Genomic DNA, 23601 nt, shown 5'->3' with positions numbered 1-23601 from the left:
CCGTCTCAAACCGCCTTCACCGTCCCCTCCACACGCACGGGAAAATTCACCGACCGGGCGATGAAGCATTTGTCGTGGGCATCGTGGTGCAGCTCATCAGCCCGCGCAAGATCACCCTTCGAGATGGTGATGACCGGTTTCAACACCACCTCGCTGAATTGCCCTGCGCCGTCCTTTTCCATAACCAGCGTGCCTTCGGCATTGTCGATGTAGTCTTCAACGATGATGCCGTTGACGGAGCAGAAATGCAGGTACCATAGCTTGTGGCAGGCCGAGAGCGAGGCAACCAGCAGGTCTTCCGGGTTCCAGCGGGAGGCATCGCCGCGAAAGGCGGGATCTGAAGAGCCGGCGATATCCGCTTTTCCGGACGTGGAAATCGTGTAGTCGCGTTCATAGTCACGGTAGCCCGAGGTACCCTTGCCGCGATTGCCGGTCCACTTCACCTGAACGGCATAGTGATGTTCCTGTCCTGCCATTTCATTTCTCCCTTAGAGTTTTTTGTCGCATTTCCCGGACGTAAAACAACTACGCGCTTTATTGGAAATGCTCTGGTGTATCGCGCAGGTGATCGAGCCCCTTGCGCAGAGTCTCGATGATCTGGTCCACCTCCGAGCGGCTGATCGTCAGCGCCGGTGAGGCCAGCATGCGGTCGCCGGTGGCACGCATGACGAGGCCGTTTGCCAGGCAGTGGTTGCGCACGGCGGTGCCGATGTCATCCGGCTTGGCAAAACGCCTGCGGGTCGCCTTGTCGGCCGCAAGCTGCAGGCCACCCATGAGGCCGACATTCACTGCCTCACCCACCAACTCGTGGTCGGTCAGGCTTTTCCAGCCTTGCGAAAAATAAGGGCCGATATCATCCCGCACCCGTTCCACCAGCCCCTCATCCTCGATGATACGAATATTTTCCAGAGCAGCCGCGGCGCAGACGGGGTGGCCGGAATAGGTGAAGCCATGGTTGAAATCACCGACCTCGGACAACATCACATCCGCCACGCGGTCGGAAACGAGGACGCCGCCAATCGGCAGATAACCGGATGACAGGCCCTTGGCGACGGGCGCGAGGTCCGGCTCCACGCCGAAATGCTGGTAGCCGAACCAGGAACCGAGGCGGCCGAAACCGCAGATCACCTCGTCGGACACCAGCAGAATGTTGCGCGCCTTGCAGATGCGGGCGATTTCCGGCCAGTAGGTTTCCGGTGGCACAATGACCCCACCGGCGCCCTGAATGGGTTCCGCCACGAAAGCCGCGACATTCTCTTCACCGAGCTCGTCTATCTTCGCTTCCAGTTCGCGGGCCACCTTCAGGCCGAATTCCGCGGGTGAGAGATCGCCGCCTTCCGCATACCAATAGGGTTGGCCGATATGGGCGATACCCTCGATCGGCAGATTGCCCTGCTCGTGCATCCACTTCATGCCGCCGAGCGAAGCGCCGGCGACCGTAGAGCCGTGATAGCCGTTTCGGCGAGCGATCACCTTGGTCTTCGTCGGATGGCCGAGCGCCTTCCAGTAGACCCGTGCCATGCGAAACCAGGTGTCGGTGGCTTCCGAACCGGAATTGGTGAAGAACACATGGTTCATCTTCGGCCCGGCACGGGAAGCGATCTTCTGAGCCAGAAGTGTCGCTGATGGTGTCGTAGTGCCGAAAAAGGCGTTGTAATAGGGCAGTTCGTTCATCTGGCGCTGCACGACATCGGCGATCTCGCGGCGTCCGTAACCGATATTGACGCACCATAGTCCGGCAAAGGCGTCGAGATACTTCTTGCCGGTGCTGTCATAGATGAAGACGCCTTCTGCACGCTCGATGATGCGGGTGCCGCTCGCGTTCAGCTTACCCATATCGGAAAAGGGGTGCAGGTGATGGGCGGCATCGATAGCGGCAAGGTTGGACACCGGCTTGGAGACTTCATTCATGACAGATCGCACTCCCGCAAAGACGACGGCGCCTTCCGGAGCCGCACCCAACCGAACATGGCCGGGCGGCTTCGATTTGGCAAGACTGGCGTTTTTTGGGGGATCGAGACGATGAGTCGGCCTTGCCGCTTGTGTCTTCTCCCCCGCCGGGGAGAAGAAATGCGCCGCTACCTTTAAGCAGGTTCGATTCCAGCGTTATGGAGGTGGTGCGCTACGCCAAGACCCCTCGCCCCACCAGCACCTTCAATTCGCCGGCATGGACTTCAAGTGCCACGTCGCGCTCCATCGGCAGCAATTCGCCATCGATGACGCAACGCACGTCATGGCGCTTCTTGGGGAAATGAAGTTCCACACCCGTGACGGTCGTGGCCGTTACAGCAGCGTTTTCCTTCAGCTTGCCGCGCAGGATGTCGAAAGCGAGCCTTGCGACGCCCGAGGGGCGCAGGGGATCGGTGAGATAGAAGCCGAGATGGCCGCCCGAGACATTATCCGCGACCAGAAGCGAGTTCTGCCCGAATTCATTGTTGGAGACGGAAATTGCTGACACCTTGCGGCGCTGCGTCTTGCCATTGACCGTATATTCCACCTCGAAGACCGGCGGATTGAGAATGACGCTGATGGCGGCGCGGACGCTTGCCTTGATCTTGCCAAGGCGGGAGGCGAAGGCGAGGTTGTTGCGATAGCGCACCATGCGTGAATGCAGGCCTGCGGAAAACTGGTGGACGAAAAGACGGCCGTTGGCGCTGGCGATATCGACATTGGCGATCTCGCCATTCGCCAGTGTCTCCAGGACGTGGCGGATATCGAGCGGCAGCTTCAGCGAGCGGGCGAACAGGTTCATGGTGCCGGCCGGTACGATACCGAGCGCGATGCCGTGTTTCCAGGCGATACCGGCAGCGGCCGAAATCGTTCCATCACCACCGCCGGCAATGATGCCTTCGATATCAGGCTCATCGGCGGCGCGTTCCATCTCCTCGACAACTTCCTTGCCGGAGACCACGCGGCAGTCGATCGTGTGGCCGGCGCGGGAAAAGACCTCGTGGGCGTGGTCGCAATAGGCATCCATATCCGTGGTGCGGAAGGTGCCGCCGTCACGATTGAAAATTGCAATGAGCTTCATATTTCCAACCTGATCCTGTGAGGCAGCCGCGCGTAAATGCTTGGGGTTATATAGGGTTCCAAACACCATCGCGTGAAGATGCTCTTTTGCCGAGAATCGCTCTACCGCAATGCATCATTTCATGTTAGATATCACTTAAGGTCATTTTCATGACCGCGCATCTCCAGTCAGGGCAGGCCGTTCCCATACGGTCTTGCCCTTTTTTCTGTGGGGTCCTCCCCCTTTTCAGGTCGCAATGAGCCATTCGAATTTGTCGGAAGCCCGCCTCGAGGCGGAGAGTGAAACCGTTGTTGCGGCAAGGCCTGCCGTGGCACTGACGCCGTTTGCCGTCGCACTCATCGAACTGGCGCTTGCGGCCGGCGGTTTCGGCATCGGCACCGGCGAATTCGCCATTATGGGCCTGCTGCCTGACGTCGCAACGACCTATGGCGTCACAGTGCCCCAGGCAGGTTACGTCATCACGGCCTATGCGCTGGGTGTCGTCATCGGCGCTCCCATCATCGCGGTGCTGGCTGCACGCATGACGCGGCGCACCCTGCTTCTCGGGCTCATGGGACTTTTCGCACTCGGCAATATCTTGAGCGCCGTCGCACCTGATTTCCTGAGCTTCACCGTGCTGCGCTTCATCACCGGCCTGCCGCACGGCGCCTATTTCGGCGTTGCAGCGCTGGTGGCCGCCTCCATGGCGCCAATCCACAAACGTGCCCGCGCCGTTGGCCGCGTCATGCTTGGCCTCACCATCGCCACGCTGCTTGGAACGCCGCTTGCCACTTTCTTCGGGCAGATGCTTTCCTGGCGCGCGGCCTTCATGCTGGTCGGCGGCATCGGGCTGTTGACCGTCGCCCTGCTGTGGCTGTTCCAGCCGCGCGACAGGGTAGAGGAAGGTGCCAGCGTTTGGCGTGAACTCGGGGCTTTCCGCCGCGTGCAGGTATGGCTGACGCTCGCCATCGCGTCGGTCGGTTTCGGCGGCATGTTCTCGGTTTTCAGCTATATCGCCAAGACCACCACCGACGTCGCGATGATGCCGGTTTCCACCGTCTCCATGGTCCTCGCCCTCTTCGGCATCGGCATGAATGTCGGCAATGTGGTCGGCTCGCGGCTGGCCGATATCTCGCTCAACGGCACGATCGGCGGCATGCTCGCCTTTAACGTGGTGGTCATGGCCGTGTTCGGCATGACGGCGCAGGACCCGTTCATGATGTGTCTCTGCGTCTTCCTGATCGGCTGCGGTTTTGCCGCCTGCCCCGCCGTGCAGACGCGGCTGATGGATGTGGCAGCGGATGCGCAGACGCTTGCGGCTGCTTCCAACCACTCCGCCTTCAACATCGCCAACGCGCTCGGCGCATGGCTTGGCGGCATGGTCATCGCCATGGGCTATGGATATGCCTCCACCGGTTATGTGGGCGCTGTTCTTTCGCTTCTCGGGCTTGGCGTTTTCCTTGTGTCCGTCACCGTCGAACGGCGCGCAAAAGCCGGCTGAAAGCCGGTTTTTCAGCGGCCGGAACACCCGTTCCGGCACCTGCAATAAACCTTACGGAAATTTCACGATCGGCTCGCTTGACTCTTTTTGGTTTCGGGCGCAACACGGCGTTACGCGCAGGCCGTGACCCGGCACAGCGCGGATTTTAACGGAGCATCATTTGATGTCTAGCGACAGTAGTAGTCGATTGCCTTTGCCGAAAGCGGCGAACGGGAACTGATCCGGCACCTGTCGGCTCACCACCGCGTTCGTCGTAATCGGCGAATCGACGGAAAGGTGAGCAATCATGAACTTCCACACCCTCTCCCAGAGAGCCAGCAAGGCCGCACGTCTTCTCCGCAGCGGAAATGCCGGTTCCACCACCATTGCAGAACGCGTCGAGCACCTCAACACACTCGATACGCATGAGGCAGTCGCCGCCCTGCTCGCCATGCCGCAGGCAAAGGCCGTCGCCATTCTCGACCGGCCGGAACTGCATGACGCAGCCGCCATCATTGCCGGTATTCCGCTTGACCAGGCCGCCCGCTTCGTCAACCTGATGTCTGACGACCGCGTTGCCGACGTCATGGCGGAAATGGACGAAGAGCCGCGCGCAAAGCTGTTTTCCCGGCTGGATCGCACGACCGCGCTCTCCATCAAACATCTGATGGGTTATCCGCCGCGCACCGCCGGCTCGATCATGACCACGGAATTCGTCAGCGTGCCGGATAACTGGACGGTGGAACAGACCCTTTCGCACATCCGCGTCGTCGAGCGGTCGCGTGAAACGGTCTATGCCATCTATGTGCTGGCGCAGGACGGAACGCTGTCCACCGTCGTGACGCTGCGTCGCCTTCTGACCGGCGAGGCCGGCGCCTCCATTCTCTCCGTCGCATCGAAGGAAGGCATCGTCTGTGCCAGCCCCTTGATGTCGCAGGAGGATGTTGCCCGGCTCATCCGCAAACACGACCTTCTGGCGCTTCCCGTCGTTGACGATCATTCGCACATTCTCGGCATCGTCACGGTCGACGACGTGATCGACACCATGATCGCCGACACCACGGAAGACGCTCACAAGTTCGGTGGTATGGAAGCACTCGGCAAGCCCTATATGGCAATGGGCTTTCCGGACATGATCCGCAAGCGCGCAGGCTGGCTGGCTGCCCTGTTCCTGGGTGAAATGCTGACGGCAAGCGCCATGCAGCATTTTGAGGGCGAGCTGGAAAAAGCCGTCGTGCTGACGCTGTTCATTCCGCTCATCATGTCATCAGGCGGCAACTCCGGTTCGCAGGCCACCTCGCTCATCATCCGGGCGCTGGCGCTCGGCGAACTGAAGCTTTCGGACTGGTGGCGGGTGCTGCTGCGGGAAATCCCGACGGGCCTGACGCTCGGCTGCATTCTCGGCGCCATCGGCTTCCTGCGTCTGACCATCTGGCAGCAGGCAGGCTTTTATGATTATGGCGACCACTGGCTGCTGGTGGGCGCTACCGTCTTTGCCGCACTCGTCGGCATCGTCACCTTCGGCTCGCTGGCCGGCTCCATGCTGCCATTCCTGCTGCAGCGTCTGCGGCTGGATCCAGCCAGCGCATCTGCGCCGTTCGTCGCCACGCTGGTGGATGTCAGCGGCCTCGTCATCTACTTCTCGGTGGCGCTGGTTATCCTCAGCGGCACGCTGCTCTGAAACACAAAAGGCCCGCTCTTTCGAGCGGGCCTTTTCATTTGCAGCGTTTTCGACAGGGCAACCACCCCTCAACCGCCGGCGCTGATAACGCCCGTTCCGAGAAGTCCCAAAAGAATGACCCCGATGACCACCCGGTACCAGACGAAGGGCATGTAGCTCTTGGTGGAGACCAGCTTGAGGAAGACAACGATCACGGCGTATCCGACGACGAAGGCGATCAGGGTTGCAAGCCCCGTCTGGCCCCAGCCTACAGGGTTCTCCTCGCCGATGCTTTTGAACAGCTGGTAGAAACCGGAACCGAAGACGGCGGGAACGGCGAGCAGGAAGGAATATCGTGCGGCCGCCTCGCGCGTGTAGCCTAACAGCAGGCCGGCGCTGATGGTGCCGCCCGAGCGCGAGACGCCGGGGATGAGCGCCATGGCCTGCGCGAAACCGAACAGGATGCCATCACGCCAGATCAGCTGGTTCAGCTTGTAGCGCTTCTTGCCGATCCTGTCGGCGACGCCGAGAATGATGCCGAAGACAATCAGCATTACGGCGGTGATATAGAGATTGCGCAGCGAATGCTCGATGGCATCCTTAAAGAACAGGCCGAGCAGCACGATCGGCACCGAGCCGACGATGATCAGCCAGCCAAGCCGCGCATCGGACTTGTCATAGGGTCCGAGGCGAAGGTTCTGCCGGAACCAGGCGGCGGCGATCCGCATGATATCGGACCAGAAATAGACCAGCACCGCCGCTTCCGTGCCGATCTGCGTAATCGCCGTGAAGGCGGCACCCGGATCCGCACCGGAGGGCAGAAACTCCCCGGCTATCCTCAGATGCGCGCTTGAAGAAACCGGAAGAAATTCCGTAAGTCCTTGCAAAAGGCCGAGAAATCCGGCCTCCAACCAACCGATGCTCATGTGATTTGATGTCCCTGCTGCGAATCGAATTCGCAGCATTATGCATCAAACCGGGCAAATCCGTGTTGCATCGCACCATGAAAAAGAAGTGCCGGAGGGCTTGGTTTTACCCGTTATTTTTCAGGCCGCCTTCTCCGCAGCCTCGGGATGAAGGGTGTATTTCGCACCGTTCTTGCACACAACATGGGCGTCGCCCCAGCTTTTCAGCGCCGAGATCACCGGCTTCATGGTTTCGCCAAGTGGCGTCAGCGCATAGTCCACGCGCGGCGGCACCACCGGGAAGACGGTGCGCGAAATCAGGCCCGCCTCTTCCAGTTCCCGCAGCTGCTTGGTGAGCATGCGCTGGGTGACGCTTGGGATGTGGCGGCGCAACTCGTTGAAGCGCAGGGTGCCCTCGTTGATGAGGTGATAGAGGATCACGCCTTTCCATTTGCCGTCGAGAAAACTCAAGGCAGACTCCACCGGGCAGCCCGGAAAATTGCCGGTAAGCTTGGCGCGCGGTCGCGACATCACAGTATCCTTTTTGTATGTATCATCACAAAATGTGCATTCTTGCGATCGATGTTCATATGTATCAAGTAAGAGGCACGCAAACAAGCAAAGGAGACTGTTCATGCGCGCCATCGGTTACAAGACGAGCCAGCCCATCACCGCAACGGATGCCCTTATCGACCTCGACCTGCCGCAGCCGGAGGCGACGGGGCATGATATTCTGGTGGAGGTGAAGGCCGTTTCGGTCAATCCTGTTGACACCAAGGTTCGCCGCAACCAGGCGCCGGAAAACGGTGCTGCCCGCGTGCTGGGCTTCGATGCGGCGGGCGTGGTGAAAGCCGTCGGCGACAAGGTATCGCTGTTCAAGCCCGGCGACGAGGTGTTTTACGCTGGTGTCATCAACCGCCCCGGCTCCAACAGCGAATTCCATCTGGTCGATGAGCGCATCGTCGGCGCCAAACCCAAGTCGCTGAATTTCGAGGAAGCAGCGGCACTGCCGCTGACCGCTATCACGGCCTACGAGACGCTGTTCGACCGGCTGCGGGTGACAGAGCCCGTTCCGGGTGCGGCAAACGCCGTTCTGGTGATCGGTGGCGCCGGCGGCGTCGGCTCGATTGCCATTCAGCTTCTGCGCGCACTGACCGATCTCACCGTCATTGCCACGGCTTCGCGGCCGGAAACGATGCAATGGGCCAAAGACCTCGGCGCGCATCATGTCGTCGATCACAGCAAGCCGATTGCCCCGCAGGTGGAAGCGCTTGGCCTTGGTGCACCGGGCTTCGTATTCTCGACCACCCATAGCGACATTCACGCTGCAGACAGCGTGGCGACCATTGCGCCGCAGGGCCGTTTTGCGCTGATCGACGATCCGGCCGGCGGTTTCGACGCCATGGCGTTCAAGCGCAAATGCGTTTCAATCCATTGGGAAATGATGTTTGCCCGCGCGGTATTCCAGACGCCCGACATGATCGAACAGCACAAGCTGCTCAATCACGTTGCGGAACTGGTTGATGCCGGCAAGATCAAGACGACGTTGACCGAGGTTTTCGGCACCATCAACGCCGCAAACCTCATCAAGGCCCACGCCTTGATTGAAAGCAACACGGCCAAGGGCAAGATCGTGCTTTCGGGCTTTTGATCTACACGTCACACGAAGTGGGAGGTGCGCGCCTGATAAAGCGCGCCCTTCCCGGTCAATCGTCTTCCGGATCTTCCGGGCATGGCCATGCGGCAGGCGTCGTCAGGCCGCTCGGCAGTTTTGTCTTGGCGTCGCCGCAGGCGATGTCGATCTGTTTCTGCTCAAGGCCGGTGGCGGCGGAAAGATCGACCCCCTCTATGCGGGTCAACAGCAGGAAGGCGTTGGCAAAATCCACTGCGCCGCCGAGCTTTGCGCCCTGGAAGCTGGCACGCGACAGATTGGTCAGCGAAAATTTCGAGCCGGACAGGCTGGCATCTTGAAACTCGGCACGCCCGAGTTCAGCCTTGGTAAAATCCGCGCCGTCCAGCTTGGCCTTGTTGAAATTGGTCCGCTGCATTTCCGCATTGATGAATTTTGCGCTGGTGGCGTCGGCGGCGGAAAAGTCACTGCGGTAGGCTTCCACCTTCGTCAGGTTGGCGCCCTGCAGGTTCGCCTCTCCAAGAGCCGTCCGGATGAGTTTCGCCTTTTCAAGATTGGCGCCCTTCAGCGAGGAGCCGCGCAAATCCGTATAGGTGAAATCCGTGCCGTACAGCATCGCCGAATCGAGGTTGCTGCCGCCCAGCATCAGGAGCCGCTTGTTGCATTCGCGCCAGTCGATGCCGGCCATGGCGTCGGCGCGGCAGCTGGCGGCCATCAGCGGGCTGCCACTGAGCGAAACGGCAACTACCATACCTGCCGCCAGACCGGCGACGATCCTTGTATTCCGCACGATATTCAGCCTCTGAAAGCCGGACATTCCATCACTCCTGCCGCCGGGCGACGGCCCAAACGCAACATATGCACATTCAAGGCGTTATCGCATTCCTGACCCACAATCCATGGACCATGCAAAGCTACAACACCCCAACATCCTATATGTAAGAAATCGAAGGGCAATCCACAAATACTAGGGGGGACGAGACTTTCGATGCCTCGCGCACGCGACGTCATCCTTTCGCTTGTCGCGAGGATCCAACCACGTATCGTGAAATCAATCGGTTGCAGATGCCCGGGGCAAGCCCGGGCAAGACGAAGGTTGCCGGCAGACCGGCATCACCATCACATATTGGCGTAAACCGGCCCTTCGCCACCCTGCGGCGGAACCCAGTTGATGTTCTGGTTGGGGTCCTTGATATCGCAGGTCTTACAGTGCACGCAGTTCTGCGCGTTGATCACGTAGACTTCCTCACCGTCCTTCTCCACCCACTCATAAACGCCGGCAGGACAATAACGCGTCGAGGGACCGGCATAGACGTCGTGTTCGGAACGCTTCTGCAAGTCCATATCCTTCACCTGAAGATGCACCGGCTGGTCTTCCTCATGGTTGGTGGAGGACAGGAACACCGATGACAGCCGGTCGAAGGTCAAAACGCCGTCCGGTTTCGGATAGGCGATCGGCTTGTGTTTGGAGGCCGGCTCAAGGCTCTGCGCATCCGTCTTGCCGTGTTTCAGCGTGCCGAAAACGGAGAAACCGAACAGCTGGTTGGTCCACATGTCGAGACCGCCAAGGCCGACGCCAACAAGCGTGCCGAACTTCGACCACAGCGGCTTGACGTTGCGCACACGCTTCAGGTCCTTGCCGATATCGCCGTCACGCCATTCCGCCTCGATCTCGGCCACTTCATCATGGGCGCGACCGGCGGAAATAGCCGCGGCGATCTTTTCCGCCGCCAGCATGCCCGACAACACCGCATTGTGGCTGCCCTTGATGCGCGGCACATTGACGAAACCGGCCGAACAGCCGATCAGCGCGCCACCAGGGAAAGTCAGCTTCGGCACCGACTGGTAACCGCCCTCGGTAATCGCGCGCGCGCCATAGGAAATGCGCTTGCCGCCCTCGAAAGTGTCGCGGATGGCCGGATGCGTCTTGAAGCGCTGAAATTCCTCGAAAGGATAAAGATAGGGGTTCTTGTAATTGAGATGCACCACGAAGCCGACGGCAACGAGATTGTCCTCCAGATGATAGAGGAACGAGCCGCCGCCGGTCTTGAAACCGAGCGGCCAGCCGAAGGAGTGCTGCACGAGGCCCTGTTTGTGGTGTTCCGGCTTGACCTGCCAGAGTTCCTTGATACCGATGCCGAATTTCTGCGGTTCGCGATCTTTCGAAAGGTCAAACCTGGAAATCAGCTGCTTGGCGAGCGAACCGCGCACGCCCTCGCCGATCAGCACATATTTGCCATGCAGCTCCATGCCGCGCGTGAAGGCGGGGCCGGGTTCACCGTTCTTCTCGATGCCCATATCGCCGGTGGCGACACCGATCACTGCGCCTTCTTCATTATAAAGCACTTCGGTGGCGGCAAAGCCCGGATAGATCTCGACGCCGAGCGCTTCCGCCTTTTCCGCCAGCCAGCGACAGACCAGCCCAAGCGAGACGATATAATTGCCGTGATTGTTCATGAGCGGCGGCATCATGAAGTTCGGCAGACGGATGGAGCCCGCAGGGCCTAAGAACATGAACTGGTCGTCCTTGACCTCGGTCTTGAAGGGATGCCCCTCTTCCTCACGCCAGCCGGGCAGAAGCCGGTCGATGCCGATGGGATCAACCACGGCACCTGAGAGAATATGCGCGCCGACTTCAGCACCCTTTTCCAGAACGACGACCGAAAGCTCCGGCTCGACCTGCTTCAGACGGATCGCGGCGGCAAGGCCCGCAGGACCCGCACCGACGATCACAACGTCGAATTCCATCGCTTCGCGTTCCGGCAGTTCCATCGCTTCCGTCATCTTGTCCTCTCACCTCGCCGGTCCCATCCGGCTGTTGTTATATCCGCTTCCGGCATTCGCACCGTGTTGCCTGCACTGGCCGAAAAGCCCGTCTGCGACAACACATTCGCCCTAGCCTGTCTTCGCAAAGCACGACGCCTTTGTCGAGCTTCCATAGCGGCAAAACATGTCGCACGCCACTCAATTGTCAGACAACCTGATGAGTATTTTATTACTTTTACGTGCACGTAAGATTGAGAATAGGAGTTGAGTGGGTGGGCGTCAAGGTTTGTCATTATTTGATGGCAAAGGATTGCCAATTCCAAGGATTGCACCGAGCCTAAGTCGCCAGGGCGGTCAGGACGCTTCCCGCCGTTCATTGCAGCTCGCACTCCCAGCCATCCAGTCGGCCGAAAACTCGAGCTGCAAAGTGTTTTTCCGCCAAGGCCGACCCAGCCGGGCTAACGCCGCTCTTCCGACTCTGACCTCAGCAATGACGAGATCAGGTCAGTACAAGAGTTGCTTTCAGGCAAAAACGCGTGCGCTGTTTTCCAAGTCTCCGGCAACTTTGATGTATGGCGTGGGGCCAAAACTGATCCGGGCCACACCAAGGTCTGCCAGCTCTCGGATATCTTTCAGGTCGCCCGATATCATAACATTGACCGGTAAAGTCGTGCGGTCGCATATTTCTTTGATCAGCTTTTTGTCTTTTAGCCCGGGCACGAAAAAACCATCTGCTCCTGCCGCCTTATAGGCTGCCCCGCGAGCGAGCACCTCATCCAGCAAGACCGCATGATCGATGCCCTCATCTGCCTTGAGAAACACGTCCGTTCTCGCATTGATGAAGACCGGGACACGGTGGTCTTCGGCAGCGCTGCGAATAGCTCGAAGCCGGTCCACCTGATAATCGACATCATAGAGGCCCGTCCCGTGCACCACCTGATCCTCGAAGTTCAATCCGATGACGCCGAGGGTGAGCAGACGACCTACGTTGCGCCTGACCGTTGCAGCATCACTCGAATAACCGCCTTCAAAATCCACAGTGAGAGGCAGATCGATGCATTTCATTATTCGAGCGACGACCGCCAGTGCGTCATCGAGCGGCATCTCCTCACCATCCGAATAGCCTTGCGCGGCAGCAACGGACCAGCTTCCGGTTGCAATGGCCTTCGCACCGCTGCGGGCAACGGCCATCGCGCTTCCTGCATCCCAGATGTTGTAAAGGACGATGGGATCGCCCGGAATGTGCAAGCTTCGAAACTTTTCTGCACGTTCAATCTGATTGCTCATTTTGGTGTCTCCCGTGTGCTATCTTTGAGCTTTCGCTCAATTTCGATCAGCCGTCGCCTGTTCTAAAGGCCGCGGCCGTTACCTGGAAACGACTAGCACCGGGAAAATGCTCAGAACGCCGATTTTCGGGCACCTATTTCTTTTTGTCTAAAATTACGAGAGTCCTCTACTTGCGAATCAGGATGAGTACCGCAAGCAGCTAAAATCAAACATCCCGTTCAAACCGCCCATTCCTCATCCGTCGTAAACACAATCGTCAGCCACCGATCCGTCCCCTCGCCGCCGAGTGCATCGCCGATCTCGTCGCGGATCGCGTCCCATTCTTCGAGACGCCGGGGTGGCCAGTTTTTCGGGACGATGAAGAAGAGTTCGATCTGGCGGCCTCGCCCCACGCGGGCGACATAAGAATAGTGCGAGGCGAAGCCGAATTTTTCGACGGTTTCGGCCGCTACCCTGTCCACATGCTGCTTGAATTCAAAAGGCGTCACCAGAAGGATGTCGGCGAGCGCCTGCTTCACATTGCCGAGCGGCATGGGAATGATGATGAGGCAGACCAGCGCCAGAACGGCGGGGTCGATATAGGGCGCGATCCACTGATGCGCCGTTCCCGTCAGCCCGTAGCCGATGGCGAAGGCGAGGAACAGGGCCGCGCTCAGGAGCGCGCTCATCAGCCAGCTTTTGGCGTCCAGCGCCACGAAGGCCGATTTCAGTCTGCGGTTCTGGCGTTTGACGAACCATGCCATGATGAACGAAACGGCAAAGCTGACGAAGGTGACGATGATGGCGTAATCGAACTCGATCGATCTGCCGCCGTCCATCAGGCTGTCGATGGCGTTGATCAGGGCATAGATCGCAGCGCCCATCAAAAGCGTGCCGTTGAGGCCGAGGACCATCGGCTCCAGATGCCAGAAGCCCATGGTAAAACGCTCTGCCAGCCGGCCACCGGGCCGTGGGGCGGCGGAAGCCGCGATCAGCCGCGCCACCAGTAGCGCCAGCACCGTCATGAAGGCATCCGTCAGGGCATAAACGCCATCGAACACCACCGCGAAAGAGCCGGAAAACAGGCCTGCACCAATGCCGAACGCGGCCAGAAGAACCGTGATGGCAATTGAGAATTTCAGCAGAGATTGTTCGGTCATGACGCGTATTTAACCTTCAAAAGCGGGCGCCGCCTTCCTATAAACAGCACAGATGGAGCGGGATAGCGAAAACTGTGGACGGTTTTCGCCTGTAGTCACGCTTCGATTCTTTGATCTGCTGCAAACAAGACAGGACAAAACCCATGGATCTCGGCATTTCCGGCAAACGCGCCCTCGTTCTCGCCTCCTCTCGCGGCCTTGGGCTGGGCATCGCCACGGCGCTGGCGAATGAAGGCGTGCATGTTCTTCTCGTTGGCAGAAGCAGCGAAAAGCTGGACGCGAACTGCAAGACGATCAATGCACTCGGCAAGGGCAAGGCCGACTGGGTGCGGGGCGATCTTGGCGACGACAATTTCGTCGAGGCCATGGTTCAGGCCGTGAACGACAAGCTCGGCGGCATTGACATTCTTGTCAACAACACCGGTGGCCCGACGCCGGGTCTTGCGCAGGAGATCACGACCGAGAAGCTGGAGAGCTTCTTCCAGTCGATGGTGCTGCGCGTCATCACGCTCACCAATGCGCTGCTGCCGCAGATGAAGAAACAGGGCTTTGGCCGCATCCTGACCGTTGCCTCCTCCGGCGTGTTCGAACCCATCCCCAATCTGGCGCTCTCCAACACGCTGCGTGGGGCGCTGGTGGGCTGGAGCAAGACATTGTCGAGCGAAGTGGCCGGTTTCGGCATCACCTCCAACCTTCTTCTGCCCGGCCGCATCCATACCGACCGCATCGACGAGCTGGATGGCGCCAATGCCAAGCGCCTGGGTAAAAGCATGGAGGAAATCCGCGAGGCTTCGGTCAAGAGCATTCCGGCAGGCAGGCTTGGCACGGTGGAAGAATTCGCCGCCGCCGGGGCTTTCCTCTGCTCGGTTCCGGCAAGCTACATCACCGGCACAATGCTGCGGGTGGATGGCGGCGCGGCGAAATCGAACTGACGCCGGTGCGACGCCGGAGCGGTCAAGAGGCCGCTCCGTAGACTACGAAGCGGTTTCTGCCGGTATTCTTGGCTTCGTAGAGTGCCGTGTCGGCGCGGCGCAGCACATCGCTCGCGCTCTCGCCGGGATCGGCAAAGGCAATGCCGGCCGAACAGCTGTAACGGAAATCCGGCACATCGCTCAGCGGCGATGCCTCGGTCAACGTCGCCAGCAGCTTCTGCATGGTGCTTTCCGCGCTCAGCATTCGCGACCCGCTGAGAACGAGCAAAAACTCCTCACCGCCGATCCGCCCCACCAGATCGTCCCGGCCGATCGCGGCGGAAAGCCGGGTGGCGAAATCCTTAAGGACGAGATCGCCGCAGGCATGCCCGAAACGGTCGTTCACCGCTTTGAAATGGTCGATATCCATGATGATCACCGCAAGCGCCTGCGCCTTGTTGGGGCCAAGCATCTGGTTGAGGATATCCATGGCATAGCGGCGGTTGCCGAGGCCCGTGAGCTCGTCGCTCAGCGCCGATTTCAGCGCCCTGTCGCGCTCCTGCCGCAGATCGCGCAACTGGATGCCAAGCTCGGAAACATCGGTCACGACACACAACATCCAGCCGCCCGGCAGCGTCGTTTCCGTCGTCAGCATCCAGCGTCCATCGTTCAGGCTGGTTTCGATGGTGCGGTAAGGCAACTTGCCGCGCCTTGTCCGCGCCGAGCGCAACCACAGTTCGAAATCGGTGGTTTCGACCGCCGTTCCTGTCGAGCTGCGATACCCGCCGCGCATCAGCTCCATCCAGCTCGGAAAACCGTCCGGAGCCATGCCCAGCGCCTCGCGGAAGGCCGCATTGGCAAAGCGCAACTCGTCGCTGCCATCGAAAAGGGCATAACCCTGCTGCGATGACGCCATGAGGTTCATAAGCTGGGAATGGAAAATTTCCACGTCGCCGCGAACGAGGACCTCCGGCCCGGGCGGCACATCTTGGAGGGCGGAACATGCCTGCTTGCGGGACATCTGGACTTCCGGGTTACAACGCGACAGCTACAATTAAGAAAGCTCCCTGAGGATATAGCCTTTATTTATACTTTGCGATTGCGAAAAAATATTTAATTTGCATGGCGAAACTGTATTTATAACGGAAAATTACTTTATTCTAATGTTTTAATAACCCGAGACGTGGCGCTTGCCATTCTGCCGGGCCTGTGCAATCAACCGCCCTCCTCTGACATCGGGATGCCAAATGCGTCCCTTATTCTCACGCCGGGCCGCCTTTGGGCCGGGCGAGCATTTCTATCGGCGACAAGGATATGGCGATGACGCAAAAGCGGGCACTGGGCCTCGATTTCGGCACGACCAATACGGTCATGGCTCTTTCCGACGGCGGCGGCGAAAGCCGCTCCATGCAGTTTACCAGCAGCGCGGGCACGGATGACAGCATGCGCACCGCGCTCTCCTTCATGAAGGATTCGGGCCTTGGTGCGGCTGCCCTGCACGTGGAAGCGGGCCACGCAGCCATCAGGCAATTCATCGACAATGCGGGCGATTGCCGCTTCCTTCAGTCGATCAAGACATTTGCGGCCTCGCCGCTCTTCCAGGGTACGTTGATCTTCGCCAAGCGCCAGAGCTTCGAGGATTTGATGGACGTGTTCCTGCGCAAGCTGAAAACCTATGCGGGCGCAGAATGGCCAAGCGACGTCTCGACCGTCATCGCCGGTCGCCCCGTGCGTTTCGCCGGCAGCAATCCGGATGAGACGCTGGCGCTCTCCCGCTACAACGAAGCGCTGACGCGTGCCGGTTTTCCGGAAATCCACTATGTCTACGAGCCGGTGGCGGCCGCCTATTATTTCGCCCAGAGCCTGAAGAAGGACGCCAATGTGCTGGTGGCGGATTTCGGCGGCGGCACCACCGACTATTCGCTGATCCGCTTCGAGAGCCATGCCGGCAAGCTCTCCGCCACCCCCATCGGCCATTCCGGCGTCGGTGTCGCCGGTGACCATTTCGACTTCCGCATGATCGACAATCTGGTCTCGCCGGAAATCGGCAAGGGCAGCAAGTTCAAGAGCTTCGACAAGGTGCTGGACGTGCCTTCCGGCTACTACGTGAATTTCGGTCGCTGGAACCAGCTGTCTATCTTCAAGACCTCGAAGGAATTCACCGATCTGAAATCGCTGGTGCGCTCGGCGCTGGAGCCGGACAAGCTCGAACTCTTCATCGATCTCGTGGAGCATGACGAGGGTTATCCGCTTTATCAGTCGATTTCCGCCACCAAGATGGCGCTTTCCTCGGCCGAAGAAGCGGAATTCAACTTCGCGCCGCTCGGCAAGGCCGGCCGCAAGATGGTCAAGCGCAGCGACTTCAACAACTGGATCGCCGACGACCTCGCCAAGATCGAGGGCGCGCTGGACGAGGTTCTGGAGAAGACGCAAGTCGCGCCTGAGGCAATCGACAAGGTGTTCCTCACCGGCGGCACCTCCTTCGTGCCGGCGGTGCGCGAGCTTTTCACCCGTCGTTTCGACGCGGACCGGATCGAAACCGGCGGCGAGTTGCTCTCGATTGCCCATGGTTTGGCCATGATCGGCGAAAGCGGTGACATTCAGCGCTGGACAGCGTGATTTACGGGTTCCCCGGGCGGGGAACATGGGATAATTTCACCCCATGATCGCCGCTCACGACCTCTCCCCGGCCGAACTCGCCGCGCTTCTGCATTTCCATGCGGATGCGGGCGTGGACTGGTTGCTGGAAGACGGACCTGTTGACCGTTTCGCCGAATTTGCCGCCTCCCGCCCTGCCCGACCGGCAGCGCGTCAGGAAAGCTCTGCGCCCGCACACCAGATGGACAGCGGCACGGAGCGTCGTGCCGATGCTCCGCAGCGGCAGACGGCAGGTCGCAGCGCGCCGACGAGAGGCGCGCCGCCTGCTCCGGCACTTCAGCAGAATGTTGCCATGCCGGACGAACAGGCCGTGGCGGCTGCCCGTTTTGCGGCTGAAAGCGCAAGGTCGCTTTCCGAACTGAAAATCGCGCTTGAGGGTTTCAGCGGCTGCAACCTCAAGAACAGCGCCCGCAACACGGTATTCACCGAAGGCGACCCTGCTTGCGCCGTCATGGTGATCGGCCCGATGCCGGATGCGGATGACGACCGCGAGGGCCAGCTTTTTGCCGGCAAGACCGGGCTGCTGCTCGACCGTATGCTGGCCGCTATCGGCCTTGACCGCGCACGCATCATGCTCGGCAATGTCGTGCCCTGGCGTCCACCGGGCAACCGCCCGCCGACTCAGGCCGAAATGGATATTTGCCGCCCCTTCATCGAGCGCCAGATCGCACTTGCGGAGCCGAAACACCTGTTGCTTCTTGGCAACTTGACCGCACGTTTCTTTTTCGGCGGCACCGGAACGATCCATACGCTGCGCGGACAGTGGCGTGATGTCGCAGCCGGGCACCTGGTTTTACCGGCGCTGGCGAGCCTGCATCCGCAGGAACTTCTAAACGCACCTGCCAGTAAGTCATTGGCATGGCAGGATTTATTGGCGTTTCAGGCAAAAATCTCCGAAGGCTGATTGCCTGATTCTTACTCAGAGTAAATGAAGTATGAAAAAAGCCATGCGTATTACGCATAACAGCGGCGCGCTGACCCTGCTTGCCGAATCCATGCTGCACTGCGATAAGCCAGCCTGTGTCTTGGGAGGAATTCGGTTTAAGGAACCAAGGCAATGACCACTCGCTTCCGTCCGGTACATTCCGGCTTTGAAACGCTCCGACTGGCGGGCCTCGGCCCTCGCTCCAGTCAGGGTTACCATCGTTTCGGCGCTGCCGCTAACGAACAGATGACCGCACGTGCTGCCATGCAGCAGGTTCGCGTCACACGTCCTGCAGCTGTCTTTGCGGATTTCCGCGAGCGCTGAGAGCACTCAGGCCGGTGTAAAACCGGTCCATATCTTTGATTGCGCGCTGGCGTCTTTCTTCGGGAAGGCGCCTTTTGCATTTGCGGGACTAGGCGCCGAAACGACAACGGCTCTGGCGCCGACGATGCCGCATGTTTGCGACCTCCGCCAAATTTCGTGCGTCACCCCTGCGGCGTGGAGGCCTTGCGTGCCGCGCGTCTCGCCAGGCCCAGCTGGTGCTCGCGGAAAATGATGAAGATGCCGGCGAAAATCACGATTGCCGTGCCGATCAGCATGGTGAGCGTGGGAATGTCTCCGAACAGGATATAGGAGACCGCTATCCCGAAAACGATGGAGCTGTATTCGAAGGGCGCGATAGTGGAGACCTCCGCGTGGCGATAGCTCTCCGTCAGGAAGATCTGTGCAACGCCGCCACAAATGCCGCTGGTGATCAACAGCACGGCCTGCTTGGTATCCAGAGCGCTCCAGCCGAAGGGTACGCTGACGAGCGACAGCAAGGTGGCCGTGAGCGAGAAATAGAGAACGATGGTCGGCGTCTTTTCCGTTTCCACCAGTTGCCGCACCTGGATCATTGCGAGACCGCCAAGTGCTGCCCCGCAGAGCACGGCAATCGCGCCCAGCCCCTCGCCCGCAGCAAAACCGCCTTCGCGCAACAGGGTCATCTTCGGCCACAGGATAACCAGCACGCCCATCATGCCAACGAAAACCGCGCTCCAGCGGTAGATGCGCACCTTCTCGCGCAGGATGAAGGCGGCGAACACGACGGCCAGCAGCGGTGAGGCATAACCGATGGCGATGAATTCCGGCAACGGCAGCAGCGTCAGCCCGTAAAACCCGCAGGCCATGGAGAGAATGCCGAGAAACCCGCGCTTGAAATGGCCGATGAGATTGTTGGTGTGCAGCGCGCTCGTCAGCGCATGCAGCCAGGCAAGATAAACGACGATGGGGATGATGGCGAAAGCGGAGCGGAAGAAAGTGATCTGACCGGCCGGCACATCGGGACCGGAGGCCTTGATACAAGTCTGCATCACCAGAAAAAAGCCAACCGAAATCAGCTTCAGGCTTATCCCCCGAAAGGGATTTGTCGGTTCGGCGTTCATCGGCAGTTACTCATATCGGCTGCGCAAACACGCCATCGGGAGATTGTTCATGCGGGGGAGGACGACGCGGGGGAATTGGATTTGCACAAGGCTAGAGCATTCCCGAAGCGCTTTACAACAAAAAATGTTATTTACCCATGAATTCCGTTGATCTGGTGAGGCGCAGGATTGCTTTCCCAGGCTTGGGGCCTCCTCACCCCCATTGTTCAGGCCTTCAGCCCTGATGGCGACGTGAGAATCAGACCAAAAGCGACACGCGCTAAAATTTGAAGAAAATAAAATACAATTTCAGCAATCGTTCAACATTTGCTGGCATGGTCCGCAGGTCCGGCAGCGGCAGGATCGTCTGCAGGGCCGGCAAAGCCTTCCATGGCAGGACAGAACGTCCTCCCGATGCGCACATGATTGTGACGAATACTCTACCTATTTTACATCCGGGCCTTATGACGACATGATGCCCGGAGGACAACGACAAAGTTATTCAGGAACAGTCATGCGAACAGACACGGGCCAGATCGTTCACCTGGCAGATTACCGCCCCACCGATTTCGTTCTGGAGCGGGTGGATCTCACCTTCGAACTCGACCCCAAGAATACCAAGGTCGAAGCCCGTCTGATCTTTCATCGCCGAGAGGGCGTCGATGTGTCAGCGCCGCTCGTTCTCGATGGCGACGAGTTGACGCTTTCGGGCCTGCTGCTCGATCAGGTGGACATTCCCGCAAGCCAATATGACGCAACGCCCGATAGCCTGACGATCCGCGATCTGCCTGCGGAGACGCCCTTCGAGATCTGTGTCACCAATTACATCAATCCGCAGGTCAATACGCAGCTGATGGGGCTTTACCGCACCAACGGCGTTTATTGCACCCAGTGCGAGGCGGAAGGTTTCCGCCGCATCACCTATTTCCCGGACCGGCCCGATGTTCTGGCACCCTATACGGTGACGATCATCGCCGCGAAGGAGGGCAATCCGCTGCTGTTGTCGAACGGCAACTTCCTCGGCGGCGGCAATTACGATGAAGGCCGCCACTTTGCAGCCTGGTTCGATCCGCACCCGAAACCCAGCTATCTCTTTGCGCTTGTCGCCGGCGATCTCGGCGTGGTGGAAGACACGTTCACCACCCTTTCCGGCCGCGAAGTGGCGCTGAAGATCTATGTCGAGCATGGCAAGGAGCCGCGCGCGGCCTATGCCATGGATGCGCTGAAGCGCTCGATGAAGTGGGATGAGGAACGCTTCGGCCGTGAATACGACCTCGATATCTTCATGATCGTCGCCGTGTCCGATTTCAACATGGGCGCGATGGAGAACAAGGGTCTCAACGTCTTCAACGACAAATTCGTGCTGGCCGACCCGGAAACTGCCTCCGATGCGGACTACGCCAATATCGAGCGCATCATCGCGCATGAATATTTCCACAACTGGACCGGCAACCGCATCACCTGCCGCGACTGGTTTCAGCTGTGCCTGAAAGAAGGCCTGACGGTCTATCGCGACCAGGAATTTTCCGCCGACATGCGCTCGCGCCCGGTCAAGCGCATCGCCGATGTGCGTCACCTGAAATCGGAGCAGTTTCCAGAGGATTCCGGTCCGCTGGCCCATCCACCACGCCCCGATACCTATCGCGAAATCAACAACTTCTACACGACGACCGTTTATGAAAAGGGCGCCGAAGTCACCCGGATGATCGCCACGATCCTTGGGGAAGACGACTTCAAGAAAGGCATGGACCTTTATTTCGAACGTCATGACGGCGAAGCGGCGACTGTTGAGGATTTCGTCAAGAGTTTTGCCGATGCCAGCGGCCGCGACCTGTCGCAGTTTTCGCTGTGGTACACCGAGGCCGGCACGCCGCTCGTCTCCGTTTCCTCCGCCTACGATGCCGCCAAGGCGACCTTCAGGCTGACGCTGGAACAGACCGTCGCACCAACGCCCGGCCAACCGGTGAAGCAATCGCGTCATATTCCGCTGTCGCTGGCGCTGATTCTCGACAATGGCCAGATCGCCGAGCCGCAGGCTGTTACGGGCGGAGAATACCGCGACGGCGTGCTGCATCTGACCGAACGCAACCAGACATTCTCCTTCTCCGGCATTTCATCGCGCCCAGTGCTGTCGCTCAATCGCAGCTTCTCGGCGCCGATCAACCTGCATTTCGAACAGAGTGCTGCCGATCTGGTGCAGGTTGCCCGGCACGAGACGGATATGTTTGCCCGGTTCCAGGCGCTTACCGATCTCGCTTTGCCGGCGCTGATTGCCGCTACCAGGGCCGTGCAGAACGGCCAAGAAGTACGCTCGGACGCCGACCTCATCGCAACGCTGATCGAAATCGTCGGCGATGCGTCGCTTGAACCCGCTTTCCGCGCACAGGCGCTGGCGCTGCCGAGCGAAACGGACATCGCTCGCGAACTGGGCGGCAATACCGACCCGGACGCCATCCACAAGGCCCGCAACGCGACGATCAAGGCCATTGCCACTGCCGGTATCGAGACGCTCCGCGGGCTCGCCGACAGCGACGGCAATGGTGAAGCCTACAGCCCCGATGCCGACAGCGCCGGACGGCGTTCGCTTCGCAACGGCGCGTTGAGCTTCCTTGCTTTTGCCGAGGGAACGCCTGACAGGGCGGCAAAGGCCTATGCCAGCGCCACCAACATGACCGATCTTGCGCATGCGCTTGGTGTGCTGACCCAACGTTTCCCCGACAGCGCGGAGACAAAGGAGGCGCTTGCCGCCTTCGAAGCCCGCTTTGCCGACAATGCGCTGGTTCTCGACAAATGGTTCTCGCTGCAGGCCGCCATTCCCGGCGACGGCGCGCTGGAACGTATCAAGGCGCTGATGACGTCGAAACACTTCATCGCCTCCAATCCCAACCGGGTACGGTCGCTGGTGGGCACGCTCGCCTTCTCCAACCCGACCGGTTTCCACCGCGCCGATGGTGCCGCCTACCGGTTCCTCGCCGAGCAGATCATAGCCATCGACAAGCGTAACCCGCAGCTTGCCGCGCGCATTCTCACCTCCATGCGCTCCTGGCGGTCGATGGAAGCAAGCCGCGCCGAACACGCCAAGGCAGCACTTTCGACGATTGCTGAAGCAAAAGGTCTTTCGACGGATGTCAGCGATATCGTCGGGCGTATTCTGAAAGGATAATACCCGGCGAACATTCGCCAACTCCCCTATTCCGGACAATGCCTGTGCGCCGTCTTGATTTCCGTCAAGGCGGCGCAACGCATTGCGCGACACAATCGTCAGCGACAGGCCGGAACGCGGCCGCAAGCGGAAAGGGACTTCAAATGACGGATATTTCCAACACCAGCAATTCGTTCCAGCGTTTCATCACCGAAGCCCCGGCCCATCAGGCTGTCTGGCTTCAGGCCGTGCAGGGGCTGGGTGCGGCGTCCACGCTGGATGCCAAGACGCAATGCCTGGTCTATATCGGCATTCTCGCCGCACTGCGGCTTGAAGGGGGTGTGGCATTTCATGTGCTGGAAGCCAAAGCGCATGGCGCAAGTCGTGACGATATCATCAGCGCGGTGCTGACCGGGCTTCCTGCCGCCGGAAACGGCGTTCTCGGCGCACTTGGACCTGCTCTCGAAGCTTTCGACAAGGCTTGAGAACCACCGGCCGTAACACACCGGAACGTCCCAGACCGACTATCGGGGTGTCGGTTTTTCCAATGCCTGGCGCCGCTGTGCAGACCGTAACGCGCTGTCCCGAAAAAATACGGAGTCGGTTCAAGGGGTTAAAATTCTTTTAACTTTTGCCTCTGGACACGGCGAATCGCATTTGATTCACTATGCCTATTCGAGCGGCG

At 59.7% G+C, this 23601-nt stretch carries 20 protein-coding genes; 9 read left to right on the top strand and 11 right to left on the bottom strand.

Translation table 11 applies throughout. The annotated features are described in order from the left end of the window. Positions 1-5: 5 nt before the first annotated feature. The 3 genes from AC1DCP_RS04360 to AC1DCP_RS04350 all read right to left on the bottom strand — a co-directional run bounded on the left by AC1DCP_RS04360 (position 6) and on the right by AC1DCP_RS04350 (position 3031). Positions 6-476 (bottom strand): OsmC family protein, encoded by a 471-nt coding sequence (locus tag AC1DCP_RS04360; protein ID WP_065688155.1) that lies wholly within the window; start codon positions 474-476, stop codon positions 6-8. 58 nt (positions 477-534) lie between these two features. Continuing rightward, positions 535-1911 (bottom strand): aspartate aminotransferase family protein, encoded by a 1377-nt coding sequence (locus AC1DCP_RS04355; RefSeq protein WP_065688154.1) that lies wholly within the window; start codon positions 1909-1911, stop codon positions 535-537. Between the two features lie 211 nt (positions 1912-2122). Continuing rightward, positions 2123-3031 carry a diacylglycerol/lipid kinase family protein gene (locus tag AC1DCP_RS04350; RefSeq protein WP_065688153.1) on the bottom strand — a complete coding sequence of 303 codons (909 nt, stop codon included), beginning with the start codon at positions 3029-3031 and terminating at the stop codon, positions 2123-2125. 235 nt (positions 3032-3266) lie between these two features. On the opposite strand from AC1DCP_RS04350, the gene AC1DCP_RS04345 reads away from it, so the two are divergent. Both AC1DCP_RS04345 and mgtE read left to right on the top strand, forming a co-directional pair. After that, a complete protein-coding gene (locus AC1DCP_RS04345) occupies positions 3267-4511 on the top strand; it encodes an MFS transporter (RefSeq protein WP_065688152.1) in 1245 nt (414 codons plus the stop codon). 286 nt (positions 4512-4797) lie between these two features. Further along, on the top strand, positions 4798-6171 hold the full coding sequence (gene mgtE / locus AC1DCP_RS04340; protein ID WP_013635773.1) for a magnesium transporter: 1374 nt from the start codon (positions 4798-4800) through the stop codon (positions 6169-6171). 68 nt (positions 6172-6239) lie between these two features. On the opposite strand, the gene AC1DCP_RS04335 is transcribed toward mgtE, so the two are convergent. Continuing rightward, positions 6240-7076: an undecaprenyl-diphosphate phosphatase gene (locus tag AC1DCP_RS04335; protein ID WP_065688151.1), complete on the bottom strand. Its 837-nt coding sequence runs from the start codon at positions 7074-7076 to the stop codon at positions 6240-6242. 120 nt (positions 7077-7196) lie between these two features. Next, a complete protein-coding gene (locus tag AC1DCP_RS04330; protein WP_003512185.1) occupies positions 7197-7586 on the bottom strand; it encodes a winged helix-turn-helix transcriptional regulator in 390 nt (129 codons plus the stop codon). A gap of 103 nt (positions 7587-7689) precedes the next feature. Here AC1DCP_RS04330 and AC1DCP_RS04325 point away from each other — a divergent pair, with 103 nt between their 5' ends. Next, positions 7690-8706, top strand: a complete 1017-nt coding sequence (locus AC1DCP_RS04325) for a zinc-binding alcohol dehydrogenase family protein (protein WP_013635768.1) — start codon at positions 7690-7692, stop codon at positions 8704-8706. A gap of 55 nt (positions 8707-8761) precedes the next feature. Here the strand turns inward: AC1DCP_RS04325 and AC1DCP_RS04320 are convergent, their stop codons facing one another. The 4 genes from AC1DCP_RS04320 to AC1DCP_RS04305 form a co-directional block, all read right to left on the bottom strand. Beyond that, complete coding sequence (locus AC1DCP_RS04320) at positions 8762-9502, bottom strand: pentapeptide repeat-containing protein (protein ID WP_013635767.1); 741 nt, start codon at positions 9500-9502, stop codon at positions 8762-8764. A gap of 302 nt (positions 9503-9804) precedes the next feature. Further along, entirely contained in the window at positions 9805-11469 is a 1665-nt protein-coding gene (locus AC1DCP_RS04315) for an electron transfer flavoprotein-ubiquinone oxidoreductase (RefSeq protein ID WP_003512172.1), read from the bottom strand. Between the two features lie 504 nt (positions 11470-11973). Beyond that, on the bottom strand, positions 11974-12738 hold the full coding sequence (locus AC1DCP_RS04310; RefSeq protein ID WP_065658115.1) for an isocitrate lyase/PEP mutase family protein: 765 nt from the start codon (positions 12736-12738) through the stop codon (positions 11974-11976). A 218-nt stretch (positions 12739-12956) separates the two neighbouring features. Next, on the bottom strand, positions 12957-13877 hold the full coding sequence (locus tag AC1DCP_RS04305; RefSeq protein ID WP_476774127.1) for a cation diffusion facilitator family transporter: 921 nt from the start codon (positions 13875-13877) through the stop codon (positions 12957-12959). 143 nt (positions 13878-14020) lie between these two features. Between AC1DCP_RS04305 and AC1DCP_RS04300 the strand changes: the two genes are divergently transcribed. After that, positions 14021-14809: an SDR family oxidoreductase gene (locus tag AC1DCP_RS04300; protein WP_065688149.1), complete on the top strand. Its 789-nt coding sequence runs from the start codon at positions 14021-14023 to the stop codon at positions 14807-14809. 22 nt (positions 14810-14831) lie between these two features. Here the strand turns inward: AC1DCP_RS04300 and AC1DCP_RS04295 are convergent, their stop codons facing one another. Beyond that, the gene (locus AC1DCP_RS04295; RefSeq protein ID WP_162696048.1) at positions 14832-15809 is read right to left on the bottom strand and encodes a sensor domain-containing diguanylate cyclase; all 978 of its coding nucleotides are present in this window, start codon (positions 15807-15809) and stop codon (positions 14832-14834) included. Between the two features lie 299 nt (positions 15810-16108). On the opposite strand from AC1DCP_RS04295, the gene AC1DCP_RS04290 reads away from it, so the two are divergent. The 3 genes from AC1DCP_RS04290 to AC1DCP_RS04280 all read left to right on the top strand — a co-directional run bounded on the left by AC1DCP_RS04290 (position 16109) and on the right by AC1DCP_RS04280 (position 18695). Beyond that, positions 16109-17407 (top strand): Hsp70 family protein, encoded by a 1299-nt coding sequence (locus tag AC1DCP_RS04290; protein ID WP_065661577.1) that lies wholly within the window; start codon positions 16109-16111, stop codon positions 17405-17407. A gap of 43 nt (positions 17408-17450) precedes the next feature. Continuing rightward, on the top strand, positions 17451-18350 hold the full coding sequence (locus AC1DCP_RS04285) for a uracil-DNA glycosylase (RefSeq protein WP_003512166.1): 900 nt from the start codon (positions 17451-17453) through the stop codon (positions 18348-18350). A gap of 153 nt (positions 18351-18503) precedes the next feature. Next, positions 18504-18695 (top strand): hypothetical protein, encoded by a 192-nt coding sequence (locus tag AC1DCP_RS04280; protein WP_003497027.1) that lies wholly within the window; start codon positions 18504-18506, stop codon positions 18693-18695. A gap of 161 nt (positions 18696-18856) precedes the next feature. On the opposite strand, the gene AC1DCP_RS04275 is transcribed toward AC1DCP_RS04280, so the two are convergent. Next, positions 18857-19795: a DMT family transporter gene (locus AC1DCP_RS04275; RefSeq protein ID WP_003512165.1), complete on the bottom strand. Its 939-nt coding sequence runs from the start codon at positions 19793-19795 to the stop codon at positions 18857-18859. A 493-nt stretch (positions 19796-20288) separates the two neighbouring features. Between AC1DCP_RS04275 and pepN the strand changes: the two genes are divergently transcribed. Continuing rightward, positions 20289-22937, top strand: coding sequence for an aminopeptidase N (pepN, locus tag AC1DCP_RS04270; protein ID WP_367079063.1), 2649 nt, complete (start codon positions 20289-20291; stop codon positions 22935-22937). A 143-nt stretch (positions 22938-23080) separates the two neighbouring features. Then, positions 23081-23401 carry a carboxymuconolactone decarboxylase family protein gene (locus AC1DCP_RS04265; protein WP_003512161.1) on the top strand — a complete coding sequence of 107 codons (321 nt, stop codon included), beginning with the start codon at positions 23081-23083 and terminating at the stop codon, positions 23399-23401. Positions 23402-23601 lie beyond the last annotated feature (200 nt).

This window comes from Agrobacterium sp. 10T429, from assembly GCF_056393925.1.
The sequence above is the reverse complement of the archived record's forward strand: the minus strand, read 5'-3'. Positions and strand labels throughout refer to the sequence as shown.

What these genes read in the sequence shown, in the direction of transcription:
- AC1DCP_RS04345 (WP_065688152.1), top strand. Translation starts at nt 3,267, where the DNA reads ATGAGCCATTCGAATTTGTCGGAAGCCCGCCTCGAGGCGGAGAGTGAA.
- AC1DCP_RS04360 (WP_065688155.1), bottom strand. Translation starts at nt 476, where the DNA reads ATGGCAGGACAGGAACATCACTATGCCGTTCAGGTGAAGTGGACCGGC.
- AC1DCP_RS04290 (WP_065661577.1), top strand. Translation starts at nt 16,109, where the DNA reads ATGACGCAAAAGCGGGCACTGGGCCTCGATTTCGGCACGACCAATACG.
- AC1DCP_RS04320 (WP_013635767.1), bottom strand. Translation starts at nt 9,502, where the DNA reads ATGTCCGGCTTTCAGAGGCTGAATATCGTGCGGAATACAAGGATCGTC.
- AC1DCP_RS04285 (WP_003512166.1), top strand. Translation starts at nt 17,451, where the DNA reads ATGATCGCCGCTCACGACCTCTCCCCGGCCGAACTCGCCGCGCTTCTG.
- AC1DCP_RS04355 (WP_065688154.1), bottom strand. Translation starts at nt 1,911, where the DNA reads ATGAATGAAGTCTCCAAGCCGGTGTCCAACCTTGCCGCTATCGATGCC.
- AC1DCP_RS04300 (WP_065688149.1), top strand. Translation starts at nt 14,021, where the DNA reads ATGGATCTCGGCATTTCCGGCAAACGCGCCCTCGTTCTCGCCTCCTCT.
- AC1DCP_RS04265 (WP_003512161.1), top strand. Translation starts at nt 23,081, where the DNA reads ATGACGGATATTTCCAACACCAGCAATTCGTTCCAGCGTTTCATCACC.
- AC1DCP_RS04335 (WP_065688151.1), bottom strand. Translation starts at nt 7,076, where the DNA reads ATGAGCATCGGTTGGTTGGAGGCCGGATTTCTCGGCCTTTTGCAAGGA.
- AC1DCP_RS04350 (WP_065688153.1), bottom strand. Translation starts at nt 3,031, where the DNA reads ATGAAGCTCATTGCAATTTTCAATCGTGACGGCGGCACCTTCCGCACC.
- AC1DCP_RS04310 (WP_065658115.1), bottom strand. Translation starts at nt 12,738, where the DNA reads ATGAGCAATCAGATTGAACGTGCAGAAAAGTTTCGAAGCTTGCACATT.
- pepN (WP_367079063.1), top strand. Translation starts at nt 20,289, where the DNA reads ATGCGAACAGACACGGGCCAGATCGTTCACCTGGCAGATTACCGCCCC.
- AC1DCP_RS04280 (WP_003497027.1), top strand. Translation starts at nt 18,504, where the DNA reads ATGACCACTCGCTTCCGTCCGGTACATTCCGGCTTTGAAACGCTCCGA.
- AC1DCP_RS04330 (WP_003512185.1), bottom strand. Translation starts at nt 7,586, where the DNA reads ATGTCGCGACCGCGCGCCAAGCTTACCGGCAATTTTCCGGGCTGCCCG.
- AC1DCP_RS04275 (WP_003512165.1), bottom strand. Translation starts at nt 19,795, where the DNA reads ATGAACGCCGAACCGACAAATCCCTTTCGGGGGATAAGCCTGAAGCTG.
- AC1DCP_RS04305 (WP_476774127.1), bottom strand. Translation starts at nt 13,877, where the DNA reads ATGACCGAACAATCTCTGCTGAAATTCTCAATTGCCATCACGGTTCTT.
- AC1DCP_RS04295 (WP_162696048.1), bottom strand. Translation starts at nt 15,809, where the DNA reads ATGTCCCGCAAGCAGGCATGTTCCGCCCTCCAAGATGTGCCGCCCGGG.
- AC1DCP_RS04315 (WP_003512172.1), bottom strand. Translation starts at nt 11,469, where the DNA reads ATGACGGAAGCGATGGAACTGCCGGAACGCGAAGCGATGGAATTCGAC.
- mgtE (WP_013635773.1), top strand. Translation starts at nt 4,798, where the DNA reads ATGAACTTCCACACCCTCTCCCAGAGAGCCAGCAAGGCCGCACGTCTT.
- AC1DCP_RS04325 (WP_013635768.1), top strand. Translation starts at nt 7,690, where the DNA reads ATGCGCGCCATCGGTTACAAGACGAGCCAGCCCATCACCGCAACGGAT.